General features: G+C 66.6%; 16 protein-coding genes. 11 read left to right on the top strand and 5 right to left on the bottom strand.

All coding sequences use genetic code 11. From position 1 onward, the window contains the following. The first annotated feature begins 98 nt into the window (after positions 1-98). Positions 99-920, top strand: coding sequence for a cold-shock protein (locus tag AC1DQK_RS04780; protein WP_477867951.1), 822 nt, complete (start codon positions 99-101; stop codon positions 918-920). Between the two features lie 179 nt (positions 921-1,099). Here AC1DQK_RS04780 and msrB read toward each other — a convergent pair whose 3' ends face one another. Next, on the bottom strand, positions 1,100-1,582 hold the full coding sequence (gene msrB / locus AC1DQK_RS04775; protein WP_477867949.1) for a peptide-methionine (R)-S-oxide reductase MsrB: 483 nt from the start codon (positions 1,580-1,582) through the stop codon (positions 1,100-1,102). A gap of 89 nt (positions 1,583-1,671) precedes the next feature. Here msrB and queG point away from each other — a divergent pair, with 89 nt between their 5' ends. Both queG and AC1DQK_RS04765 read left to right on the top strand, forming a co-directional pair. Next, positions 1,672-2,823, top strand: coding sequence for a tRNA epoxyqueuosine(34) reductase QueG (queG, locus tag AC1DQK_RS04770; RefSeq protein ID WP_477867947.1), 1,152 nt, complete (start codon positions 1,672-1,674; stop codon positions 2,821-2,823). 32 nt (positions 2,824-2,855) lie between these two features. Next, positions 2,856-3,725 carry a 3-hydroxyacyl-CoA dehydrogenase family protein gene (locus AC1DQK_RS04765; RefSeq protein WP_477867945.1) on the top strand — a complete coding sequence of 290 codons (870 nt, stop codon included), beginning with the start codon at positions 2,856-2,858 and terminating at the stop codon, positions 3,723-3,725. A 314-nt stretch (positions 3,726-4,039) separates the two neighbouring features. On the opposite strand, the gene AC1DQK_RS04760 is transcribed toward AC1DQK_RS04765, so the two are convergent. Further along, on the bottom strand, positions 4,040-5,458 hold the full coding sequence (locus AC1DQK_RS04760) for a helix-turn-helix domain-containing protein (RefSeq protein ID WP_477867943.1): 1,419 nt from the start codon (positions 5,456-5,458) through the stop codon (positions 4,040-4,042). Positions 5,459-5,653: 195 nt separating this feature from the next. Here AC1DQK_RS04760 and AC1DQK_RS04755 point away from each other — a divergent pair, with 195 nt between their 5' ends. The 8 genes from AC1DQK_RS04755 to AC1DQK_RS04720 all read left to right on the top strand — a co-directional run bounded on the left by AC1DQK_RS04755 (position 5,654) and on the right by AC1DQK_RS04720 (position 16,774). Then, positions 5,654-7,186 carry an acyl-CoA carboxylase subunit beta gene (locus AC1DQK_RS04755; RefSeq protein WP_477869226.1) on the top strand — a complete coding sequence of 511 codons (1,533 nt, stop codon included), beginning with the start codon at positions 5,654-5,656 and terminating at the stop codon, positions 7,184-7,186. A 142-nt stretch (positions 7,187-7,328) separates the two neighbouring features. Then, on the top strand, positions 7,329-8,507 hold the full coding sequence (gene bktB, locus AC1DQK_RS04750) for a beta-ketothiolase BktB (RefSeq protein ID WP_477867941.1): 1,179 nt from the start codon (positions 7,329-7,331) through the stop codon (positions 8,505-8,507). Next, positions 8,507-8,932: a methylmalonyl-CoA epimerase gene (gene mce, locus AC1DQK_RS04745; protein WP_477867939.1), complete on the top strand. Its 426-nt coding sequence runs from the start codon at positions 8,507-8,509 to the stop codon at positions 8,930-8,932. The genes bktB and mce overlap by 1 nt, the downstream gene beginning before the upstream one ends. Positions 8,933-8,942: 10 nt before the next feature. Next, positions 8,943-11,093, top strand: a complete 2,151-nt coding sequence (gene scpA / locus AC1DQK_RS04740) for a methylmalonyl-CoA mutase (RefSeq protein WP_477867937.1) — start codon at positions 8,943-8,945, stop codon at positions 11,091-11,093. Continuing rightward, the gene (gene bioB / locus AC1DQK_RS04735; protein ID WP_477867935.1) at positions 11,090-12,079 is read left to right on the top strand and encodes a biotin synthase BioB; all 990 of its coding nucleotides are present in this window, start codon (positions 11,090-11,092) and stop codon (positions 12,077-12,079) included. Before scpA ends, bioB begins: the two co-directional genes overlap by 4 nt. Positions 12,080-12,201: 122 nt before the next feature. Then, positions 12,202-14,184 carry an acetyl-CoA carboxylase biotin carboxylase subunit gene (locus tag AC1DQK_RS04730; RefSeq protein ID WP_477867933.1) on the top strand — a complete coding sequence of 661 codons (1,983 nt, stop codon included), beginning with the start codon at positions 12,202-12,204 and terminating at the stop codon, positions 14,182-14,184. A gap of 266 nt (positions 14,185-14,450) precedes the next feature. Next, on the top strand, positions 14,451-16,337 hold the full coding sequence (locus tag AC1DQK_RS04725) for a methyl-accepting chemotaxis protein (RefSeq protein ID WP_477867931.1): 1,887 nt from the start codon (positions 14,451-14,453) through the stop codon (positions 16,335-16,337). Between the two features lie 86 nt (positions 16,338-16,423). Continuing rightward, a complete protein-coding gene (locus AC1DQK_RS04720) occupies positions 16,424-16,774 on the top strand; it encodes an energy transducer TonB family protein (RefSeq protein WP_477867929.1) in 351 nt (116 codons plus the stop codon). A gap of 79 nt (positions 16,775-16,853) precedes the next feature. Here the strand turns inward: AC1DQK_RS04720 and eda are convergent, their stop codons facing one another. The 3 genes from eda to edd all read right to left on the bottom strand — a co-directional run bounded on the left by eda (position 16,854) and on the right by edd (position 20,416). Further along, positions 16,854-17,465 carry a bifunctional 4-hydroxy-2-oxoglutarate aldolase/2-dehydro-3-deoxy-phosphogluconate aldolase gene (gene eda / locus AC1DQK_RS04715; protein WP_477867927.1) on the bottom strand — a complete coding sequence of 204 codons (612 nt, stop codon included), beginning with the start codon at positions 17,463-17,465 and terminating at the stop codon, positions 16,854-16,856. Next, positions 17,462-18,430 (bottom strand): glucokinase, encoded by a 969-nt coding sequence (locus tag AC1DQK_RS04710; RefSeq protein ID WP_477867925.1) that lies wholly within the window; start codon positions 18,428-18,430, stop codon positions 17,462-17,464. Before AC1DQK_RS04710 ends, eda begins: the two co-directional genes overlap by 4 nt. 165 nt (positions 18,431-18,595) lie before the next feature. Further along, the gene (edd, locus tag AC1DQK_RS04705; protein WP_477867923.1) at positions 18,596-20,416 is read right to left on the bottom strand and encodes a phosphogluconate dehydratase; all 1,821 of its coding nucleotides are present in this window, start codon (positions 20,414-20,416) and stop codon (positions 18,596-18,598) included. Between the last annotated feature and the right edge of the window lie 5 nt (positions 20,417-20,421).

Here is a 20,421-nt window from a genome sequence, read left to right as displayed (position 1 = left end):
TTGGCGCGACTGGTTTTCACGCCCGGAGGATGATGCGCCCGCGCCCGGCGCATGATCCTTTCGAGATATGGGGCGAGATTCGGGAAGAACTGCAAGGCATGGGTTTCGATAGAGGTAAGCGCGGTCCGCGCGGCGGCAGGGACAAGCGCGACGGCTTCGGTGACGAGAGTTACGGCGGCTATAGTGGAGGCGGTTTCGGCGGTGGCGGTGATCGCTTCGGTGGCGGCGGCGGTTATGGAGGCGGCGGTGACCGTTTCGGCGGCGGTGGCGGCGGCGGTGATCGCTTCGGCGGCGGCGGCGGTGGCGGTTTCCGCGGCGGCGGCGGCGGCGGTGGTTTCGGCGGTGGCGGCGGCGGAGCCCGTGGCGGCATGCCTGCCCAGGTCATCGGCGAAGGCAAAGGCGTCGTAAAATTCTTCAATGGCCAGAAGGGCTTCGGCTTCATCGTCCGCGATGATGGCGGCGAGGATGTGTTCGTTCACATCTCCGCGGTCGAGCAGGCGGGGCTGACCGGTCTGGCCGATGGCCAGCCGCTCGAGTTCACCCTCGTCGATCGCGGCGGCCGGGTCTCGGCGACCGATCTCAAGATCGACGGCGAGCCGATGGCCGTCGAGGAACGCGCCCCGCGCGAGCCTCGCGAAGGCGGCTTCGGTGGTCCTGGCGCCGCCGGCGGCGCTCCGCGTGGCGGCCCTTCGCGGCAGCTCACCGGCGAGAAGGCGAGCGGAACGGTCAAGTTCTTCAACGCGATGAAGGGCTTCGGCTTCATCCAGCGCGACGATGGACAGCCGGACGCCTTCGTCCACATCTCGGCGGTCGAACGCGCGGGGATGACCAACCTCAACGAGGGCGACCGACTCGAGTTCGAACTCGAGGTCGATCGTCGCGGCAAATATGCCGCGGTGAACCTCACCCCGCTCAGCTGATCCCCGGATCAGACGAGAAAAAGCCCGGCTTCCGCAAGGAGGCCGGGTTTTTCGTGTCCTGTCCAAGGAGGGTCTGTCATCCCGGCGGAGACCGGGATCGCGGTAGGTTACGCGCCGCGCTATTCTCCTGAGATCCCGGCCTTCGCCGGGATGACGACGAGGCAGAGGTCGAAGGTGGTTCAGCTTTTCGGCACGAACGCCAGCGCCACGCCGTTCATGCAATAGCGCTTGCCGGTGGGTGGCGGGCCGTCGTCGAAGACATGGCCGAGATGGCCGCCGCAGCGGCGGCAATGCACCTCGGTGCGGGCAAAGCCGAGCAGATGATCGGTACTGGTTTCAACCGCCTTGGGCAGCGGCGCCCAGAAACTGGGCCAGCCGGTGCCGCTGTCGAACTTGGTGCGCGACGCGAACAGCGGCAGCGCGCAGCCCGCGCAGGTGAAGGTGCCGACGCGATGCTCCTTGTTGAGCGGGCTCGAAAAGGGCGGTTCGGTCGCCTCGTGGCGCAGGGTCTGGTAGGCGGCCGGGCTCAGCCGCTTGCGCCATTCGGCGTCGCTGAGACTGACCTCGAACCGCTCCTGTGGCGCCGACATAGCCCTGCCCGCGATGATGGCCGCAACCGCCGTCGTCATCCCTGCGCCCAGCACTGTCCTGCGATCGATCATCCGGCCTCTCCTCTCGCGCCCATGTGGGAATGGAGCAGATACGCATCAACCTTGGCGAAGGTTACGCAACATCCCTAGAATAGGAGCCGATGACCATCGACGACCCGTTCGCGTTGCGCGAAGCGATCCGCGCCGAGGCGCTGGCACTTGGCTTTGCCGCCTGCGGCTTTGCGCGCGCCGATGCCGCCCCGGAGAGCGCGGCCCGGCTGGATGCCTGGCTGGCGTCGGGCGCACATGGTTCGATGGACTGGATGGAAGCGCGCAAGGGGCAGCGCGGCCGGCCGCAGGCGCTGTGGCCCGAAGCCGCCAGCCTGATCATGCTCGGCATGAGCTACGCCCCGCGCGAGGACCCGATGCGGCTCGCCGGCGAGCCTGGCATCGGGCGAATCTCGGCCTATGCGCAGGGGGCCGACTATCACGATATCGTGAAGAAGGCGCTCAAGGCGCTCGCGCGCTGGTTGATCGAGCGCGGCGGCGGCGAATTGAAGGTGTTCGTCGATACCGCGCCGGTGATGGAGAAGCCGCTCGCGACGGCGGCGGGACTCGGCTGGCAGGGCAAGCACAGCAATGTCGTCTCGCGCGACTTCGGCAACTGGCTGTTCCTCGGCGCGATCATGACGACGCTCGACCTGCCGCCCGACGAGGCGCATGACGATCGCTGCGGCAGCTGCAATGCCTGCCAGGCCGCTTGCCCGACCGACGCCTTCCCCAGCCCCTATGTCGTCGATGCGCGCCGCTGCATCTCCTATCTCACCATCGAGCATCGCGGCCCGATTCCGCCGGAATTCCGCGCGCCTATCGGCAATCGCATCTATGGCTGCGACGATTGCCTCGCCGTCTGCCCCTGGAACAAATTCGCCGAACATGCCGCCGCGAACCGGGCCTTTGCCGGCCGCGCCGAACTGGCCGCTCCCGAGCTTGCCGACCTGCTCCGCCTCGACGATGCCAGCTTCCGCGCGATCTTCGCAGGTTCACCGATCAAGCGGATTGGCCGGGACCGGATGGTCCGCAACGCCGCCATCGCCGCGGGCAACAGCACGCTGCCGGCGCTGCTGCCGGCGATCCGGCGCCTGCTCGACGATCCCGCGCCGATCGTGCGGGGCGCCGCCATCTGGGCGCTGTCGCGACTCGACCCGTCCGGCTTCGGCGACGAACGGGCGAGACGGCGGCCCGTGGAGCAGGATCCCGCCGTCCTCTCCGAATGGGACATGCCGATTGCGGCGGAGGCGTCCGCCCGATAACAGGCGGCGAAGCATCATGGCGGAGGCAGCATATGGACATCATCGGAGTGGTCGGCGCGGGACAGATGGGAGCCGGAATCGCCCAGATCGCCGCGCAGGCCGGCATGAAGGTGCTCCTGTCGGACGTGTCGCTCGACGTCGCCGCCAAGGGCAAGGCCGGAATCGTCAAGATGCTCGACAAGGCGGTCGAGCGCGGCAAGCTGGAAGCCGAGAAGCGCGATCGCGCCGTGGATCTGCTGGTGCCGGTCGCCGATCTCGAGCCGATGCGGGCGGCCGACCTGATCATCGAGGCCGCGACCGAGCGTGAAGCAGTCAAGCGGACGATCTTCGATAGCATCGGCAAGGTGCTGAGCCCCACCGCGATCCTCGCCACCAACACCTCGTCGATCTCGATCACGCGGCTCGCCCAGGCGGCGCCCGATCCGGCGCGCTTCATCGGCATGCACTTCTTCAATCCCGTGCCGCTGATGCCGCTGCTCGAACTGATCAAGGGGCTCGCGACGAGCGACAGCTCGATCACCGCGGCGCAGGAGTTCGGCCGGCGTACCGGCAAGACGACGATCATCGCCGTCGACAGCCCCGGTTTCGTGGTCAACCGTATCCTGGTGCCCCTGCTCAACGAGGCATGTTTCGCCGCCGGCGAACGGCTTGCGTCGATCCCCGACATCGACGCCGGCCTGAAGCTCGGCGCCGGCCATCCGATGGGCCCGCTGACGCTGTGCGACATGATCGGCCTCGATACCATCCTCGAGGTGCTGCGCGTCTTTCAGGGTGACTTCGGCGATCCGAAATACCGCCCCGCGCCGATCCTGCTCAAGATGGTCGAAGCCGGCTGGCTCGGCCGCAAGAGCGGCAAGGGCTTCTACGACTATTCGGGAGAAACGCCGGTACCGAGCTTTTAACGTCAGGCGCCGGCGGGCGCATCCGCGCCCCGCGTTCGAGCACTGAAACAACGCTGGGCTCGACCCCGTTCAGATCGAATCGTCACCCGCTCATCCTGAGTAGGGGCTGAGCTTGGCGAAGACCCGTATCGAAGGACAGTCCTTCGATACGCCATTTCGACTTCGCTCAACGGCTACTCGGGATGAGCGGTTCAGCCTAGAGTGATTTCGAGGCGGATGGAGTCATCTGCCGGCTCGGAAATCACGGAAAACTGACAAAATCCAGACTCGATCCGGTTCAATCTGAACTGGATCGAGTCTAAGTGGAACAGACCCTAGCCCACCCGGTAGGGCACCACGTCGCGACGATCCGCATCGACGGTGATCTCACGGCCGGCCGGCGGGAAGGCGCGCTGGTCGCAATGCTGGCGTGGGCAGAGCCGGCAGGAAATGCCGATCGGCATCGCCGCCTCGACATTGGCGATGTCCAGCGCGTCGGCATAGATGAAGTCGCGGGCGTGCTCGACCTCGCAGCCGAGCGCTACGGCGAAGCGACGCGGCGCGCGGGTGAAAGAGCCCGAAGGCTTCACCAGGCCCTTGGCCATCGAGACATAGCGCGCGCCGTCGGGCATCTCCGCCATCTGGACCAGGATCCGGTCGGGAATCGCCACCGCCTCATGCACGATCCATAGCGGGCAGGCGCCGCCGAAGCGCGCGAACTGCAGCCGCGTCGCGGAGTGGCGCTTGGTGATGTTGCCGGCCATGTCCACCCGGCAGAAGAAAAAGGGCACGCCGCGCTCGGCCGGGCGCTGCAAGGTCGACAGCCGATGGCAAGCCTGTTCGAAGCTGACTCCGAAGCGCTGGCACAGCCGGTCGATGTCGTGGCGCATCGCCCGCGCGGTTTCGCGGAACCGGCCATAGGGCATCAGCAGCGCGCCGGCCGCATAATTGGCGAGGCCGACCGAGAGCAGCGGGTGCGCCTCGGCCGCGCGCAGCTGCGCCTTGCCGGCCACGACGGCGATCTGCCAGCGGAATTCGAGCAGGGCGAGCTGGTGCGCCATCATGAAGCGCCGGGTCTCGGGCGGCTGGGCGGTACCGATCGTCAGCAGCCCGCGCGCGCGGTCGAATCGGCGCAGCATGCCGCCATCGTCGCTCGCTACGAGAACATCGACGCCGTGGCGCTCCTTCAGCACATGCGCGATCAGGCCCTCGGTCAACGGCTCGGCGTCAAGTTCCTGCGCCAGCGTCTCCGCGGCGCGGTCGATGCTGTCGACATAATTGCCCTCCTCGTGGAACCAGTCGCGCACTTCTTCCCAGGGCAGCCGGTCATCGCCGGGCACGCCGATCGCGATCCGGTCATCGACCATCTGCAACCGGCCCTCGATGCGGCGATAGGCATCATGCAGCCGGACGAAATGGTCGGCGAAAAGCGGCTGCTGCTCCACCGCGCGATGTAGCGCCGGCCCGCCCAGGCCCGCCGCCGCGAACAGCGGATCGGCAAAGGCCTCGCGCAGCGCGGCCAGCCGCCGGTCGGCATCGTCGGCCTGCGCGCCATTCCAGTCGATCGGGAAGGCGCGGGCAAAGGATTCGGTCACCGCCGGCGTGACCGGCCGGTCGTCATTTTCGAGCTGTGAGAGATAGGATACCGACAGCCCGACACGCTGCGCCATCGCGGCCTGACCGAGCCCGGCACGCTGGCGAAGAGCCTTCAGCTCGTGCCCCGCGAATAATCTGGTTCCGGTGCGCCTCGCCATCTTCAGCTCTCATTTTGCAAAATGCAGATCTTAATCCGCAAATAGCTTGGCACAGCACTGAGGGCTGGTGAAGAGGCCTGCGCCGAGGCTATTTGCAAATCTCCATTTCGCAATTCCGCAATTTCACATTTGCGTTATCCCGCAAAGCTTGGAAAGGGGGCGCGCAGAATCATCCAAGGGAGCAGAGTGCCCAAAATGCTGGCGATCCTGCAGAAGCTCGAAGAAAAACGCACGGCCGCGCGGCTGGGCGGCGGCAGCAAGCGCATCGACGCGCAGCACAAGAAGGGCAAGCTGACCGCGCGCGAGCGCGTCCAGGTGCTGCTCGACGAAGGCTCGTTCGAGGAGCTCGACATGTATGTCGAGCATAATTGCACCGATTTCGGCATGGAGCAGGAGCATATCCCGGGCGACGGCGTCGTCACCGGATCGGGCACGATCAACGGCCGGCTGGTGTTCCTGTTCAGCCAGGACTTCACGGTCTATGGCGGCGCGCTGAGCGAGCGGCATGCCCAGAAGATCTGCAAGGTCATGGACATGGCGATGAAGGTCGGCGCCCCGGTGATCGGCCTCAACGATTCGGGCGGCGCCCGCATCCAGGAGGGCGTCGCCAGCCTTGCCGGCTATGCCGAGGTGTTCCAGCGCAACATCCTCGCCTCCGGGGTGATTCCGCAGATCAGCGTGATCATGGGCCCCTGCGCGGGCGGCGCGGTCTATTCACCGGCGATGACCGACTTCATCTTCATGGTGAAGGACAGCAGCTTCATGTTCGTGACCGGCCCCGACGTGGTCAAGACGGTCACCAACGAGGTGGTGACCCAGGAGGACCTCGGCGGCGCCGTGACCCACACCACCAAGACCTCGGTGGCCGACAACGCCTTCGAGAACGACATCGAGGCGCTGCTTTCGGTTCGCGATTTCGTCGATTTCCTGCCGCTGTCGAACCGCCACGAGCTGCCGGTGCGTCCGACCGACGATCCGTGGGACCGGCTCGACGCCAGCCTCGACACGCTGATCCCCGACAGCGCGGCCAAGCCCTATGACATCAAGGAGCTGATCAACAAGGTCGTCGACGAAGGCGATTTCTTCGAGGTCCAGCCCAATCATGCCGCCAATATCGTGATCGGCTTCGGCCGCATCGAGGGCCGGCCGGTGGGGATCGTCGCCAATCAGCCAATGGTGCTGGCCGGCTGCCTCGACATCAACTCCTCGAAGAAGGCTGCGCGGTTCGTGCGCTTCTGCGACGCCTTCGATATCCCGATCATCACCTTCGTCGACGTGCCCGGCTTCCTGCCCGGCACATCGCAGGAGCATAACGGCATCATCAAGCATGGCGCCAAGCTGCTGTTCGCCTATGGCGAGGCCACCGTCCCGAAGATCACCGTGATCACCCGCAAGGCCTATGGCGGCGCCTATGACGTCATGGCCTCCAAGCATCTGCGCGGCGACCTAAACTATGCCTGGCCGACCGCGGAGATCGCGGTGATGGGCGCCAAGGGCGCGGTCGAGATCATCTTCCGCAAGGATATCGGCGACAAGGACAAGATCGCCGCGCGCACCAAGGAATATGAGGATCGCTTCGCCAATCCGTTCGTCGCCGCCTCGAAGGGATTCATCGACGAAGTGATCATGCCGCATTCGACACGGCGGCGGATCGCCCTGGGCCTTCGCAAGCTCCGCAACAAGAGCCTCGAAAATCCATGGAAGAAGCACGATAATATACCGTTGTGACTTCCGGCCTCTCCCGCTTGCGGGAGAGGCCAGGGAGAGGTTTTTTTAATTTTTGCCGCCGCGGACCGGATCGGATGGACAGCCTGGCTAACGCTCGGCTCCTCTCCCCGAACCTCCCCCGCCAGCGGGAGAGGGAGTGAAGATGGAAGAAATCTATATCGTCAGCGGCGTTCGCACCGCGATCGGGGACTTCGGCGGATCGCTCAAGAGCTTCTTCCCGTCGGATCTCGGCACCAAGGTGGTGGCGGAGGCCATCGGCCGCGCCGGCGTCGCGCCGACCGACGTGCAGCACGTCGTCATCGGGCAGGTAATGCCGACCAGCGCCAAGGATGGCATGCTCTCGCGCACCATCGCGCTCAATGCCGGCATCCCCTTCGAGGTGCCCGCCTTCACGCTCAACCGGCTGTGCGGCTCGGGTGTGCAGGCGATCGTATCGGCGGCGCAGATGATGCAGCTTGGCGAAGCATCCATCACCGTCGCGGGCGGCGCGGAGTCGATGTCGAACGTGCCCTATCATGACCATGGCATCCGCTGGGGCACCAAGATGGGCGACAATGTCCTGACCGATGCGCTCGTCCAGGGACTGCAGGACGCCTCGGGCGGCTATCATATGGGCATCACCGCCGAAAATTGCGCCGAGCGCCACCAGATCACCCGCGAAGAGCAGGATGCGCTTGCCCTCGAGGGCCATCAGCGCGCTAGCCGCGCGATCGCGGAGGGCCGCTTCAAGGCGCAGATCCTTCCGATCGAGATCAAGACCCGCAAGGGCGTGACCGTGTTCGATACCGACGAGCATCCGCGCGCCGACACCAACGGCGAAACCCTCGCCAAGATGAAGCCGGCCTTCAAGAAGGATGGCACCGTCACCGCCGCCAATGCCTCGGGCATCAATGACGGCGCGGCCGCGGTCGTGCTGGCGACAGGCAGCGAAGTCGAGAAGCGCGGCCTCAAGCCGATGGCGAAAATCATCGCCTGGGGCCATGCCGGCGTCGAGCCCGAATATATGGGCGAAGGCCCGATCAAGGCGGTCCCCGTCGCGCTCAAGCGCGCGGGCCTGAAGCTCGATGACATGGACGTCATCGAGGCGAACGAGGCGTTCGCGGCGCAGGCGCTCGCGGTCGCCAAGACGCTCGGCTTCGATCGCGAGAAGCTCAACCCGAACGGCTCTGGCGTGGCGCTCGGCCACCCGGTCGGCGCGACCGGCGCGATCCTGATGGTCAAGGCCATTTATGAGCTGCAGCGCACCGGCGGCCGCTACGGCCTGATCACGATGTGCATCGGTGGTGGCCAGGGCATCGCGATGGTGGTGGAGCGGGTCTGATGAAGCTGGGCCGCCTCAATCATGTCGGGGTCGCGACGCCCTCGATCGAGGAGAGCATCGCCTTCTATCGCGACGTCATGGGCGCGGAGGTGATCCGCGCACCATTCGACCTGCCCGCGCAGGGCGTGAAGGTGTGCTTCGTCGACACGCCCAACAGCCAGATCGAACTGATCGAGCCGCTGGGCGAAGCTTCGCCGATCCACGGCTTTCTCGCCAAGAACCCGGCGGGTGGCCAGCATCATCTCTGCTATGAAGTGCCCGACATCCATGCCGCCAAGGCCTGGTTCGAATCCAAGGGGGCGAAAGTGCTGGGCGAGCCCCGCATCGGAGCGCATGGCACGCCGATCTTCTTCGTCCACCCCAAGGACATGGGCGGCGTGCTGACCGAGATCATGGAAACGCCTAAGGCTGGCGCGAATCACTGAGGAAGCTTCGATGAGCGACAAGACGCCGGACCTGGCAAAATGGGAAGCGGCCGCCACCAAGGAGGTCAAGGGCAAGGACCTGACGTGGAACACGCCGGAAGGTATCGCCGTCAAGCCGCTCTACACCGCCGAGGACGTGGCCGACATCAATCCCGGCCTGCCGGGTTTCGCGCCGTTCACCCGCGGCGTGCGCGCATCGATGTACGCCGGGCGTCCCTGGACGATCCGCCAATATGCCGGCTTCTCGACTGCCGAGGCCTCCAACGCCTTCTATCATCGCAACCTCAAGGCCGGCCAGAAGGGCCTGTCGGTCGCCTTCGACCTCGCCACCCACCGCGGCTATGACAGCGATCATCCGCGGGTGACGGGCGATGTCGGCAAGGCCGGCGTCGCGATCGATACGATCGACGACATGAAGATCCTGTTCGACGGCATCCCGCTCGACCAGATGTCGGTGTCGATGACGATGAACGGCGCCGTGATCCCGATCCTGGCCTTCTTCATCGTCGCGGGCGAGGAGCAGGGCGTTTCGCAGGCCCAGCTCGACGGGACCATCCAGAACGACATCCTCAAGGAGTTCATGGTCCGCAACACCTATATCTATCCGCCCGAGCCGAGCATGCGGATCATCTCGGACATCTTCGCCTTCACCTCGCAGAACATGCCCAAGTTCAACTCGATCTCGATCTCGGGCTATCACATGCAGGAAGCCGGGGCGACGCAGGTCCAGGAGCTCGCCTTCACCATCGCCGACGGCATGGAATATGTGAAATATGGCGTAGCCTCGGGGCTCGACATCGACGCCTTCGCGGGCCGGCTGAGCTTCTTCTTCGCGATCGGCATGAATTTCTTCATGGAGATCGCCAAGCTGCGCGCCGCGCGCGTGCTGTGGCATCGGGTGATGACGAAGCTGGGCGCGAAGGACGAGCGCTCGAAGATGCTGCGCACCCATTGCCAGACCTCTGGCGTGTCGCTGACCGAGCAGGATCCGTACAACAACGTTATGCGCACCACGATCGAGGCGATGGCGGCGATGCTGGGCGGCACCCAGTCGCTCCACACCAACGCGCTCGACGAAGCGATCGCACTGCCGACCGATTTCTCGGCCCGGATCGCGCGCAATACCCAGATCGTCATCCAGGAAGAGACCGGGATGACCAAGGTGGTCGATCCGCTCGGCGGCTCCTATTATGTCGAGGCGCTGACCCAGGAGCTGGTCGACAAGGCCTGGGAGATCATCGAGAAGGTCGAATCCGAGGGCGGCATGGCCAAGGCCGTCGCCGCCGGCTGGCCCAAGGCAATGATCGAGGAGGCCTCGGCCGCCAAGGCGGCGCGGATCGACCGGGTCGATGAAGTCATCGTCGGGGTCAACAAGTACAAGCTCGCGCAGGAAGACCCGATCGACATCCTCGACGTCGACAATGTCGCGGTAAGGGAATCGCAGGTCGCCCGCATCGCCAAGGTCAAGGCCGGCCGTGACGAGGCCAGATGCCAGGCGGCGCTCGCCGCGCTGACCCAAGGCGCCAAAGGCAGCGAGAACCTGCTCGCGCTGGCGGTGGACTGCGCGCGCGCCCGCGCCACGCTGGGCGAGATCTCGTCGGCGATGGAGCAGGTGTTCGGCCGCTACGGCACCAATCCAACCCCGGTGAAGGGGGTTTATGGCGGCGCCTATGGCGACGATGCGCGCTGGACCGGCCTGATCGAGGGCGTGTCCGCGATCGAGCGCCGCAAGGGCCGCAAGCCGCGCATGCTGGTCGCCAAGATGGGTCAGGACGGCCATGACCGCGGCGCGAATCTCGTCTCGTCGGCGTTCGGCGACCTGGGCTTCGAGGTGGTGGCCGGGCCGCTGTTCCAGACTCCGAAGGAAGCCGCCGAGCTCGCGATCAAGGCCGATGTCGACGTGGTCGGCGCGTCGAGCCTGGCCGCCGGGCACAAGACGCTGATCCCCGAGCTGATCGGCCACCTCAAGGAGGCCGGCCGCACCGACATCAAGGTCATCGCCGGGGGCGTGATCCCGGCGCAGGACTACCAGTTCCTGCGCGACGCGGGCGTGCAGGGCATCTTCGGCCCCGGCACCAACCTCGTCGGCGCGGCGACCGAGGTGCTCAGGCTCCTCGGGCACAACCAGCCGCCCGAAGGCTTCGAGGAGGCCGCGGAATGATCCGTCACGACTGGACCCGCAGCGAGATCGCGGCGCTGTTCGAACTGCCGTTCAACGACCTTCTCTGGCAGGCGCAGGCCTCACACCGCGAATATCACGACGCCAACGCCGTCCAGCTGTCGACCCTGCTGTCGATCAAGACCGGCGGCTGTGCGGAGAATTGCGGCTATTGCAGCCAGGCGGCGGGCAACGACACCGACCTCCAGGCGACCAAGCTGATGCAGGTCGAGGAGGTGCTGGCGGCGGCGCGCGAGGCCAAGGCATCGGGCTCCGAGCGCTTCTGCATGGGGGCCGCCTGGCGCTCCCCCAAGGACCGCGACATGGACGCGATCGTCTCGATGGTCGAGGGCGTCAAGGCGATGGGCCTGGAGACCTGCATGACGCTGGGCATGCTCAGCGACGAGCAGACCGAGAAGCTCGCCGAGGCCGGGCTCGACTATTACAACCACAATATCGACAGCTCGCCGGAATATTATGACAAGGTCGTCACCACCCGCACCTTCGACGACCGCCTGAACACGCTGGAGCGCGTCCGCAAGGCGGGGATCAACGTCTGCTCGGGGGGGATCGTCGGAATGGGCGAGGACCGCGCCGACCGCGTCGGCTTCCTCCATGCGCTGGCCACCTTGCCCGAACATCCGGGCAGCGTGCCGATCAATGCGCTGGTGCCGGTCAAGGGCACGCCGCTCGGCGACATGCTGGAGGGCCTGCCCGAGGCGCGGATCGACGATATCGAGTTCGTCCGCACCGTTGCCGTCGCGCGGATCACGATGCCGGGCTCGGTCGTGCGGCTTTCGGCGGGGCGCGAGAGCATGAGCGAGGCCACCCAGGCGCTCTGCTTCCTCGCCGGCGCCAATTCGATCTTCACCGGCGACCGGCTGCTGACCACCGGCAACCAGGGCAGCGATGCCGATTCGCGGCTGTTCGCCAAGCTGGGGCTCAGGGGTTCGATCAATAGCACGCCGGAAGCTCTGGCGGCGGAGTAATCACTTCACCCGTCATGCTGGACTTGTTTCAGCATCCACTTATCCACGGGAGCGCGCTCGGCGGTCCCGGTGGATCCTGAAACAGGTTCAGGATGACGGCAAAAGACTGACAAAGGGACGAGATGTTCAAGAAGATCCTGATCGCCAATCGCGGCGAAATCGCATGCCGCGTGATCAAGACGGCCCGGCGCATGGGCATAAAGACCGTTGCGGTCTATTCGGACGCCGATGCGCGGGCGCCGCATGTCGAGATGGCGGACGAAGCCGTCCATATCGGGCCGCCGCCCGCGTCGGAATCCTACCTGATCGCCGACAGGATCATCCAGGCGTGCAAGGACACCGGCGCCGAGGCGGTGCATCCCGGCTATGGTTTCCTGTCGGAGCGGACCAGCTTCGCCCAGGCGCTCGAGGATGCCGGCATCGCCTTCATCGGCCCGCCGATCGGCGCGATCGCGGCGATGGGCGACAAGATCGAATCGAAGAAGCTCGCCAAGGCGGCCGGCGTCAACGTCGTCCCCGGCTATGTCGGCGAGATCGACTCGACCGACCATGCCGTCGAGATCGCCAACGGCATCGGCTATCCGGTGATGATGAAGGCGTCGGCCGGCGGCGGCGGCAAGGGCATGCGCCTTGCCTATAGCGAGAAGGACGTCCGCGAGAATTTCGAGAGCGTGAAGCGCGAGGGGCTCAGCAGCTTCGGCGACGACCGCGTCTTCATCGAGAAATTCATCGAGAGCCCGCGCCACATCGAGATCCAGGTGCTCGGCGACAAGCATGGCAACATCCTCTACCTGCACGAGCGCGAATGCTCGATCCAGCGCCGCCATCAGAAGGTGGTCGAGGAGGCCCCGTCGCCCTTCGTCACCCCCAAGATGCGCAAGGCGATGGGCGAGCAGGCCGTCGCGCTGGCGCGCGCGGTGGGCTATTACAGCGCAGGCACCGTCGAGCTGATCGTCAGCGGCGCCGACACCAGCGGCGAGGGCTTCTACTTCCTCGAGATGAACACCCGCCTCCAGGTCGAGCATCCGGTCACCGAGTGCATCACCGGGCTCGATCTGGTCGAGCAGATGATCCGCGTCGCCTATGGCGAGAAGCTCGCCCTCACCCAGGAGCAGGTGAAGCTCCAAGGCTGGGCGGTCGAGAACCGGGTCTATGCCGAGGATCCCTATCGCGGCTTCCTGCCGTCGACCGGCCGCCTGGTGCGCTATCGCCCGCCCGCGCAGGTCGACAATGTCCGGGTCGACGACGGAGTCTATGAAGGCTCCGAGATCTCGATGTTCTACGATCCGATGATCGCCAAGCTGATCAGCTACGGCGCGACCCGCGAGGACGCGATCGACAAGCAGGTCAGCGCGCTCGACCGGTTCGAGATCGAGGGCATCGGCCATAATATCGACTTCCTGTCAGCGCTGATGCAGCACCCGCGCTTCCGCAGCGGCAACATCACCACCGGCTTCATCGCCGAGGAATATCCCGACGGTTTCTCCGGCGCTCCGGCCAGCGAGACGCTGAGCCTGCAGCTTGCCGCGATCGCGGGCGTGCTTGCGAGCGTCGATGCGGCGCGCGGGGCGCAGATCGAAGGCCGGCTGAACGGCCCTGCCGAGCCCTCGAGCCGCTGGGTGGTGACGCTCGACGGCATCGAGCGCCAGATCGAACTCTCCGGGGATTCGGTGCTGGTCGATGGAACCGCCGTGGTCGTCGATGCGCCCTATGTTCCGGGCCAGCGCCTGGTCGAGGCGTTGGTCGATGGCGAGGAACTGTCGCTGCGCGTCGAGCGCAAGCGCACCGGCTGGCGCTTCACGACGCGCGGCGCGAGCCATAACCTGCGCGTGCTGACGCCGCTGGTCGCGACCCTGTCGCACCACATGATCGAGAAGATCCCGCCGGACATGTCGCGCTTCCTGCTCTGCCCGATGCCGGGGCTGGTGACCGCGATCCATGCCACGGAGGGCGCCAAGGTCGAGGCCGGCCAGCCGCTGGCCGTGGTCGAGGCGATGAAGATGGAGAATATCCTGCGCGCCGAGAAGGCCGGCGTGGTCAAGTCGGTTGCGGCCAAGCCGGGCGACAGCCTCGCCGTCGATGCGGTGATTCTCGAGTTCGAATGAGCCGATTCGGCCGGCGCGCCGATGCCGGCCGAATCGATTGCTCCCGCCGCGCCTGCGGCGGGTTGCGGCCCCGGCGTGGGACGCCGCCGGCGTCGTGTCGGCCTTGAAAGTTTATCCTGAATTCAATCAGTTCCGACGCAGTCGCAGCTTGCGGCGGTAAATCGCCCATGCCTCTCCGGCAGGCGACAATGAATTAACCATTTCACGGCTAAGCTCCGCCATCATTTCCAGGTTGAGGTATCTTCCTGGACTGGGAGGAGCGAGCGGTGGGTTCTTTGATGGCGAAATTCGGTATCGGCGGGAAAATGGCCCTGGCCTTCCTGACCATGCTGGGCATGATTGCAGGTCTCGGCAGTGTCGCCGTGCTCAAGATCGGCGAGGTCAACGACCTTTCGAGCAAGATGCGCACGCAATGGCTTCCGGCCACCAAGCTCGTCGGCGATATCCACGCCTATACCTCGCAATATCGCATCAGCCAGGGGCTGGAGGTGATGTCGGAGGATGACGCGGGACGGCGCAAGGCCGGCATCCAGCTCAGAAATGCCGACACGGCGATCAAGGCCATGCTGGCCGACTATGCCGCCTATGCCAAGGACGCCGACCAGCAGGCCGCGTTCGCCGCCCTCAAGTCGAGCTGGCAGGACTATCTGGCCGCCAACCAGCAGATGGTCCAGCTGAGCCAGGCCGGCGATTCGGCCGGTGCCGTCGCGATGTTCCGCGGCGACAGCCTCGATCGATTCTATGCGGTCGAAGACAATATCCTCGCGCTCGTCGACCTGAACGAAAAGGGCGGCCAGCAGGCATCGCACGCCGCCAGCGAGATCTATGCGAAGACCCGCCTCCTCGTCATCCGTTCGATCGGCGCCGCGCTGTTCATCGCGGTGCTGCTGATGGCAATGCTGCTGCTGGGTATCGCCCGGCCGCTGTCGAGGATGGGCAATGCGGTCAGGGCACTGTCCAACGGCGATCTTTCGGTTGCGATCCCGGCGATGCGCCGCCACGATGAAATCGGCAGCCTCGCCCGGGCGCTCGACGGCTTCAAGGCGCTGTTCGCCGCAGAGCAGGAGCGCGCGCTCGCCGATCAGCAGCGCGCCACCGAAGACCAGGCGCGCAGCCAGGCCACCCAGCGCACGGTCGAAGCGATCGGCGCCGGGCTTGCCGCCGTCGCGCATGGCGACCTCACCGTCCGTGTCCCCGATGATGCCGAAGGGCCGCTAGGCCAGCTCCATCGCGACTTCAACGACGCACTGGATCGCCTGTCCTCGACGATCACCGAGATCGTCGACGGCTTCGGCACGATCCGTTCGGGCACCGGGGAAATCGCCAAGGCAGCGCAGGACCTGTCGCAGCGTACCGAGCGCCAGGCCAATTCGCTGGCCTGCACGGCGTCTGCGCTCGAGCAGTTCATGGGCACCGTCCGGCTGACCGCTGGCAATGCCCGCGAAACCAGCGAGAAGGTCGCGGCTGCGCGGTCATCCGCCGAAGCCATGGGCAGCACCGCCGGCCAGGCGATCGCGGCGATGAAGACCATCGAGACATCGAGCCGGGAGATGGAAGAAATCGTCTCGACGATCGACAATCTCGCCTTCCAGACCAATTTGCTGGCGCTGAACGCCGGGGTCGAGGCGGCACGCGCCGGCCAGGCAGGCGCCGGCTTTGCCGTCGTCGCCACCGAAGTCCGCGTCCTGGCGCAGCGCTGCACCGAAGCCGCGGGCAAGATCCGGGCCCTGATCGCGACGTCGAGCCAACAGGTCGTCACCGGCGTGCAGCTCGTCGAGCGCTCGGGATCGGCGCTGAGCGATATCGTGGCGGAATTTGCGCAGGTCACCGATCTCGTATCCGCCATCGCCGCAGCCAATGAGCAGCAAGCCTCGGGCCTGACCGAAATCAGCGGCGGCGTGAACTCCATGGACAGCGTCACCCAGCAGAATGCGGCGATGGTCGAAGAGACCAATGCCAGCGTGCAAAGCCTGTCGGCCGAGGCACAGCGTCTCGCCGAGCGGGTGTCCGCCTTCCGCACCAGCGCGGACCAGCCGGCCCATGCCGCGGGGCCCGTCGATGCGCCGGCGCCGCGTGCCCGCCACGCTGCAGCGCCTGCGGTCCACGGCGCGCTCGCGCTCAAGGCCGACGAGGACGACTGGGCGGAATTCTGAAGCCCGCCCGCCGTTAACCACAGCCGTTATCCGCGTCGAAACCCGAATCATCTATTTCAACGTCCGTAGAAACAAGGAGTAAATCCGTGACGAATCCCCTGCGCAATCTGGTGCTTGGCCTGGCCGCAACGCTGTTGTCCGCGAGCGCATGCTATGCGGCGGCCACGCCAGACTGGACCCTGAAGGTCCGCCAGCTCCTGGCATCAAAGCAGAGCTATCCGGCCGCGGCACAGATGCGCGGCGACGAGGGCACCGCAAAGATCAAGCTCGAGATCACCACCGATGGATCGATCGCCGCGGTTTCCCTGGTCGAACCGTCGGGATCGGCGGTGCTCGATCGCGAGGCGCTGGCCGTCGCCAAGCGGGTCGGTTCTTTCCCGCTTCCCCCGGGCGGCTCCGCGTCGCTGGTCGTGCCGCTGACGTGGAAGCTGAACTAAAGCATTTCCCGGCCAGGCCGAATCGCCTGGCGACTTGGATATCATGCAGGAACCAGTAATGGTTCCATCTTGAGGGCGGTCAGCGCGGCAGTCTTGCCGCTGCGGCCGCCCTTTTCCTTATCTCCGCGACGTCGGGTTCCCCGGCCGGCACGATCCAGCTTCCCCCGACGCACAGCACGGCATCGAGCGCCAGCCACTCGGGCGCCGTCGCTTCGCTGATGCCGCCGGTCGGGCAGAAGCGCGCCTTGTACAGCGGGGCGGCAATCGCCTTGAGCGCCGGGATGCCGCCATTGGCGGCGGCGGGAAAAAATTTGAAATGGGTCAGCCCCATGTCGAGGCCGCGCATGATGTCGCTGGCATTGGCGGTGCCCGGCAGGATCGCAATGCCGGCATCCTGCGCGGCGCGCACCAGCGGTTCGGTCAGCCCCGGCGAGACGATGAAACGGGCGCCGGCATCGACGCTCGCCTTGAGGTCGTCGGGGTTGAGCACCGTGCCCGCGCCGACCACGGCGCCCTCTACCTTCGCCATCTCGCGGATGACGTCGAGCGCGGCCGGGGTGCGCAGCGTCACCTCCAGCGCCGGTAGCCCGCCGGCCACGAGCGCTTCGGCGATCGGCCGCGCATGGCCTGCGTCATGGACCACCAGCACCGGGATCACCGGCGCGAGGGTCATCACCTGCTCGACATTCATGGGCGTTGTTCCTCCTGAAATGCGGCAGCGGCGCCCAGCAAACCGGCTTCGGCATGGCAGGCGAGGCGGATCGGGAACTCGGCCATGCGCCGTTCGAAGCGGCCCTTGGCACGAAAGCGGTCGTTGAACAGCGGCCCACGGAGCCGCGCGCCGAAGCGATTGGCGAGACCGCCGATAATGACCACTGCGTTCGCGCCCTGCGCGAGCGCGAGATCGCCCGCCACCGCGCCGAACGTCATGACGAGCCGATCGAGCGCCTGCGCCGCGAGCGGGTCGGTGCCGTCACAGGCTGCCTGCCACAAGCTGGCGTCGTCCATCGGCACGATCGCCTGGTTGCCGATCATCGCCAGCGTCGCCCGGATATCGGCGAGTGCCGGGCCGGACACGACCCGCTCGACCGACACCCGGCGATGGCGCTCGCGCAGCCGGCCGAGCAGCCTTTCCTCGAAAGCGTCGAGCGCCGCAAAATCGATATGTCCGCCTTCGGTGGCGAGGACGATATTCCGGCCATCCCGCCGCAGCAGCTGGGCGACGCCAAGGCCGGTACCGGGACCGATGACGGTCGTCACGCCTTGGTCCGGCAGCGGGCCTTGTGGACCGCCGACATAAGCCAGCTCGGCAGGCTCCAGTACGCCCACCGCCGCCGCCATCGCGGCGAAATCGTTGAGCAGGCTGAGCCGCTCGACACCGAGCTCGCGCGCAAGGGTGGCGGGGTGAATCACCCAGCTGTTGTTGGTGAAGCGGATCAGTTCGCTGTCGACGGGGGCGGCGATGGCAATGCTGGCCACCTGCGGCAGCAACCCGCCCTCGTCGCGTGCGAAGGCGGCCCAGGCCGCGGCAAGACCGGGATGGTCAGCGGTCCGGTATTTGCGCGGCGCGCCGAGCGTGGGCCGGCGGTCCGCATGCAGCTCGGCGATGGCGAAGCGCGCATGAGTGCCGCCGAGATCGACTGCGACGATCCTCATGCGACCGGGCCGGTGGCGCGCGGCCGATATACTCTGCCGTCATGCTGAACTTGTTTCAGCATCCACCCATCATCCTCGCAGCGCTTGCCCGTGACAGGGTGGATCCTGAAACAAGTTCAGGATGACGCGCGAATTTATGGCTCGTCAGTTCCAGCCTCATGGCGCTCACAGTCCCGCCGCCGCCAGCATCGCCGATCCGCCACGCTCGGCGGTATCGGCGCCGTGGCGCATGAAGGCGAACAGCTCACGGCCGGTGCCGACATGGGCGGCTGGCGAGGCGGCCGGCGCGCGGGCCGCCCACTCCGCCGCATCGACCAGCGCATCGATCGTCCCGCTGACGCCGCACAGCCGCACCATGTCGCCATCGCGCAGCTTGGCGATAGCGCCGCCGGCGAGCGCCTCGGGCGTGACGTGAATCGCGGCGGGCACCTTGCCGCTCGCACCCGACATGCGCCCGTCGGTGAGCAGCGCCACCTTGAAGCCGCGATCCTGCAGCACGCCGAGCGCGGGGGTGAGCTTGTGCAGCTCGGGCATGCCGTTCGCCTGCGGGCCCTGGAAGCGGACGACGACGATCACGTCCCGCTCGAGCTCGCCGGCCTTGAACGCGGCGTTGACCTTGTCCTGGTCGTCGAACACCCGCACCGGCGCCTCGATGGTCCAGCGCTCCCTGTCGACGGCGCTGGTCTTCAGCGTGCCGCGGCCGAGATTGCCCTGGACGAGGCGCATCCCGCCGTCGGGCTGGAACGGGTTCGAGACCGGCCGCAGCATCGTCTCGTCGAGCGGGGCGGCGGGCGCGTCCTCCCAGACCAGGCCGTCGCCATCGAGCTTGGGATCCTTGGCATATTCGCCCAGGTCGCCGCCTGACACGGTCAGGATATCGCGGTGCAGCAGCCCGCCGTCGAGCAGGGTGGCGATCACATAGGCCATGCCGCCCGCCGCCTGGAAATGGTTCACGTCGCCCGAGCCATTGGGATAGACCCGCGCGATCAGCGGGACGGCGGCGGAGAGCCGGTCGATATCCTCCCAGTCGATGACGATGCCCGCCGCGCGGGCTATCGCGGGCAGGTGGATGACATGATTGGTCGAACCGCCAGTCGCGAGCAGGCCGACCGCGGCGTTGACGATCGCCTTCTCGTCGACGCAGAGGCCGAGCGGCCGATAGTCATTGCCGTCCCAGCCGATCTGCGCGAGCCGATGGACCGCCGCGCGGGTCAGCTCCTGACGCAGCTTGGTACCGGGATTGACGAACGCCGCGCCCGGAATGTGCAGGCCCATCACCTCCATCATCATCTGGTTCGAATTGGCGGTGCCGTAGAAGGTGCAGGTGCCCGCGCCATGATAGGAGGCGGACTCGGCCTCGAGCAGCTCGGTACGGCCGACCTTGCCCTCGGCATAGAGCTGGCGGACGCGGACCTTTTCCTTGTTGGCGAGGCCCGACGGCATCGGCCCGGCGGGGATCAGGATCGTCGGCAGATGGCCGAAACGCAGCGCGCCGATCAGCAGGCCGGGGACGATCTTGTCGCAGATGCCGAGCAGCGCCGCCGCCTCGAACATGCCATGGCTCAGGCCGACCGCGGTCGACAGCGCGATCGTGTCGCGGCTGAACAGCGACAGCTCCATGCCGCGCTGGCCCTGGGTGACGCCGTCGCACATCGCCGGCACGCCGCCGGCTACCTGCGCGGTGGCGCCGATCTCGCGCGCATAGAGCTTCATCTGCTCGGGGTAGCGGCCATAGGGCTGATGCGCCGACAGCATGTCATTATAGGCGGTGACGATCCCGATGTTCATCGCCTTGCCGTCTCGGATCGCCGACTTGTCCTCACCCGCCGCAGCAAAGCCATGGGCAAGATTGCCGCAGGACAGGGTGGGGCGGTCGACCCCGCTGTCGCGTTCGCGCGCGATCAGCTCGAGATAAGCCCGCCTGCTGGCGCTGGACCGCTCGACGATGCGGGCGGTGACGGCCTCGACGGCATGATCCAAGGCCATTCCCC

Source organism: Rhizorhabdus sp. P4_G5 (assembly GCF_056401065.1).
Note: the sequence above shows the minus strand (reverse complement) of the source record. Positions and strands in the feature narration are given on the sequence as shown.

Coding starts and splice junctions, on each gene's coding strand:
- AC1DQK_RS04780 (WP_477867951.1), top strand. CDS start 99: ATGGGTTTCGATAGAGGTAAGCGCGGTCCGCGCGGCGGCAGGGACAAG.
- msrB (WP_477867949.1), bottom strand. CDS start 1,582: ATGATCGATCGCAGGACAGTGCTGGGCGCAGGGATGACGACGGCGGTT.
- queG (WP_477867947.1), top strand. CDS start 1,672: ATGACCATCGACGACCCGTTCGCGTTGCGCGAAGCGATCCGCGCCGAG.
- AC1DQK_RS04765 (WP_477867945.1), top strand. CDS start 2,856: ATGGACATCATCGGAGTGGTCGGCGCGGGACAGATGGGAGCCGGAATC.
- AC1DQK_RS04760 (WP_477867943.1), bottom strand. CDS start 5,458: ATGGCGAGGCGCACCGGAACCAGATTATTCGCGGGGCACGAGCTGAAG.
- AC1DQK_RS04755 (WP_477869226.1), top strand. CDS start 5,654: ATGCTGGCGATCCTGCAGAAGCTCGAAGAAAAACGCACGGCCGCGCGG.
- bktB (WP_477867941.1), top strand. CDS start 7,329: ATGGAAGAAATCTATATCGTCAGCGGCGTTCGCACCGCGATCGGGGAC.
- mce (WP_477867939.1), top strand. CDS start 8,507: ATGAAGCTGGGCCGCCTCAATCATGTCGGGGTCGCGACGCCCTCGATC.
- scpA (WP_477867937.1), top strand. CDS start 8,943: ATGAGCGACAAGACGCCGGACCTGGCAAAATGGGAAGCGGCCGCCACC.
- bioB (WP_477867935.1), top strand. CDS start 11,090: ATGATCCGTCACGACTGGACCCGCAGCGAGATCGCGGCGCTGTTCGAA.
- AC1DQK_RS04730 (WP_477867933.1), top strand. CDS start 12,202: ATGTTCAAGAAGATCCTGATCGCCAATCGCGGCGAAATCGCATGCCGC.
- eda (WP_477867927.1), bottom strand. CDS start 17,465: ATGAATGTCGAGCAGGTGATGACCCTCGCGCCGGTGATCCCGGTGCTG.
- AC1DQK_RS04710 (WP_477867925.1), bottom strand. CDS start 18,430: ATGAGGATCGTCGCAGTCGATCTCGGCGGCACTCATGCGCGCTTCGCC.
- edd (WP_477867923.1), bottom strand. CDS start 20,416: ATGGCCTTGGATCATGCCGTCGAGGCCGTCACCGCCCGCATCGTCGAG.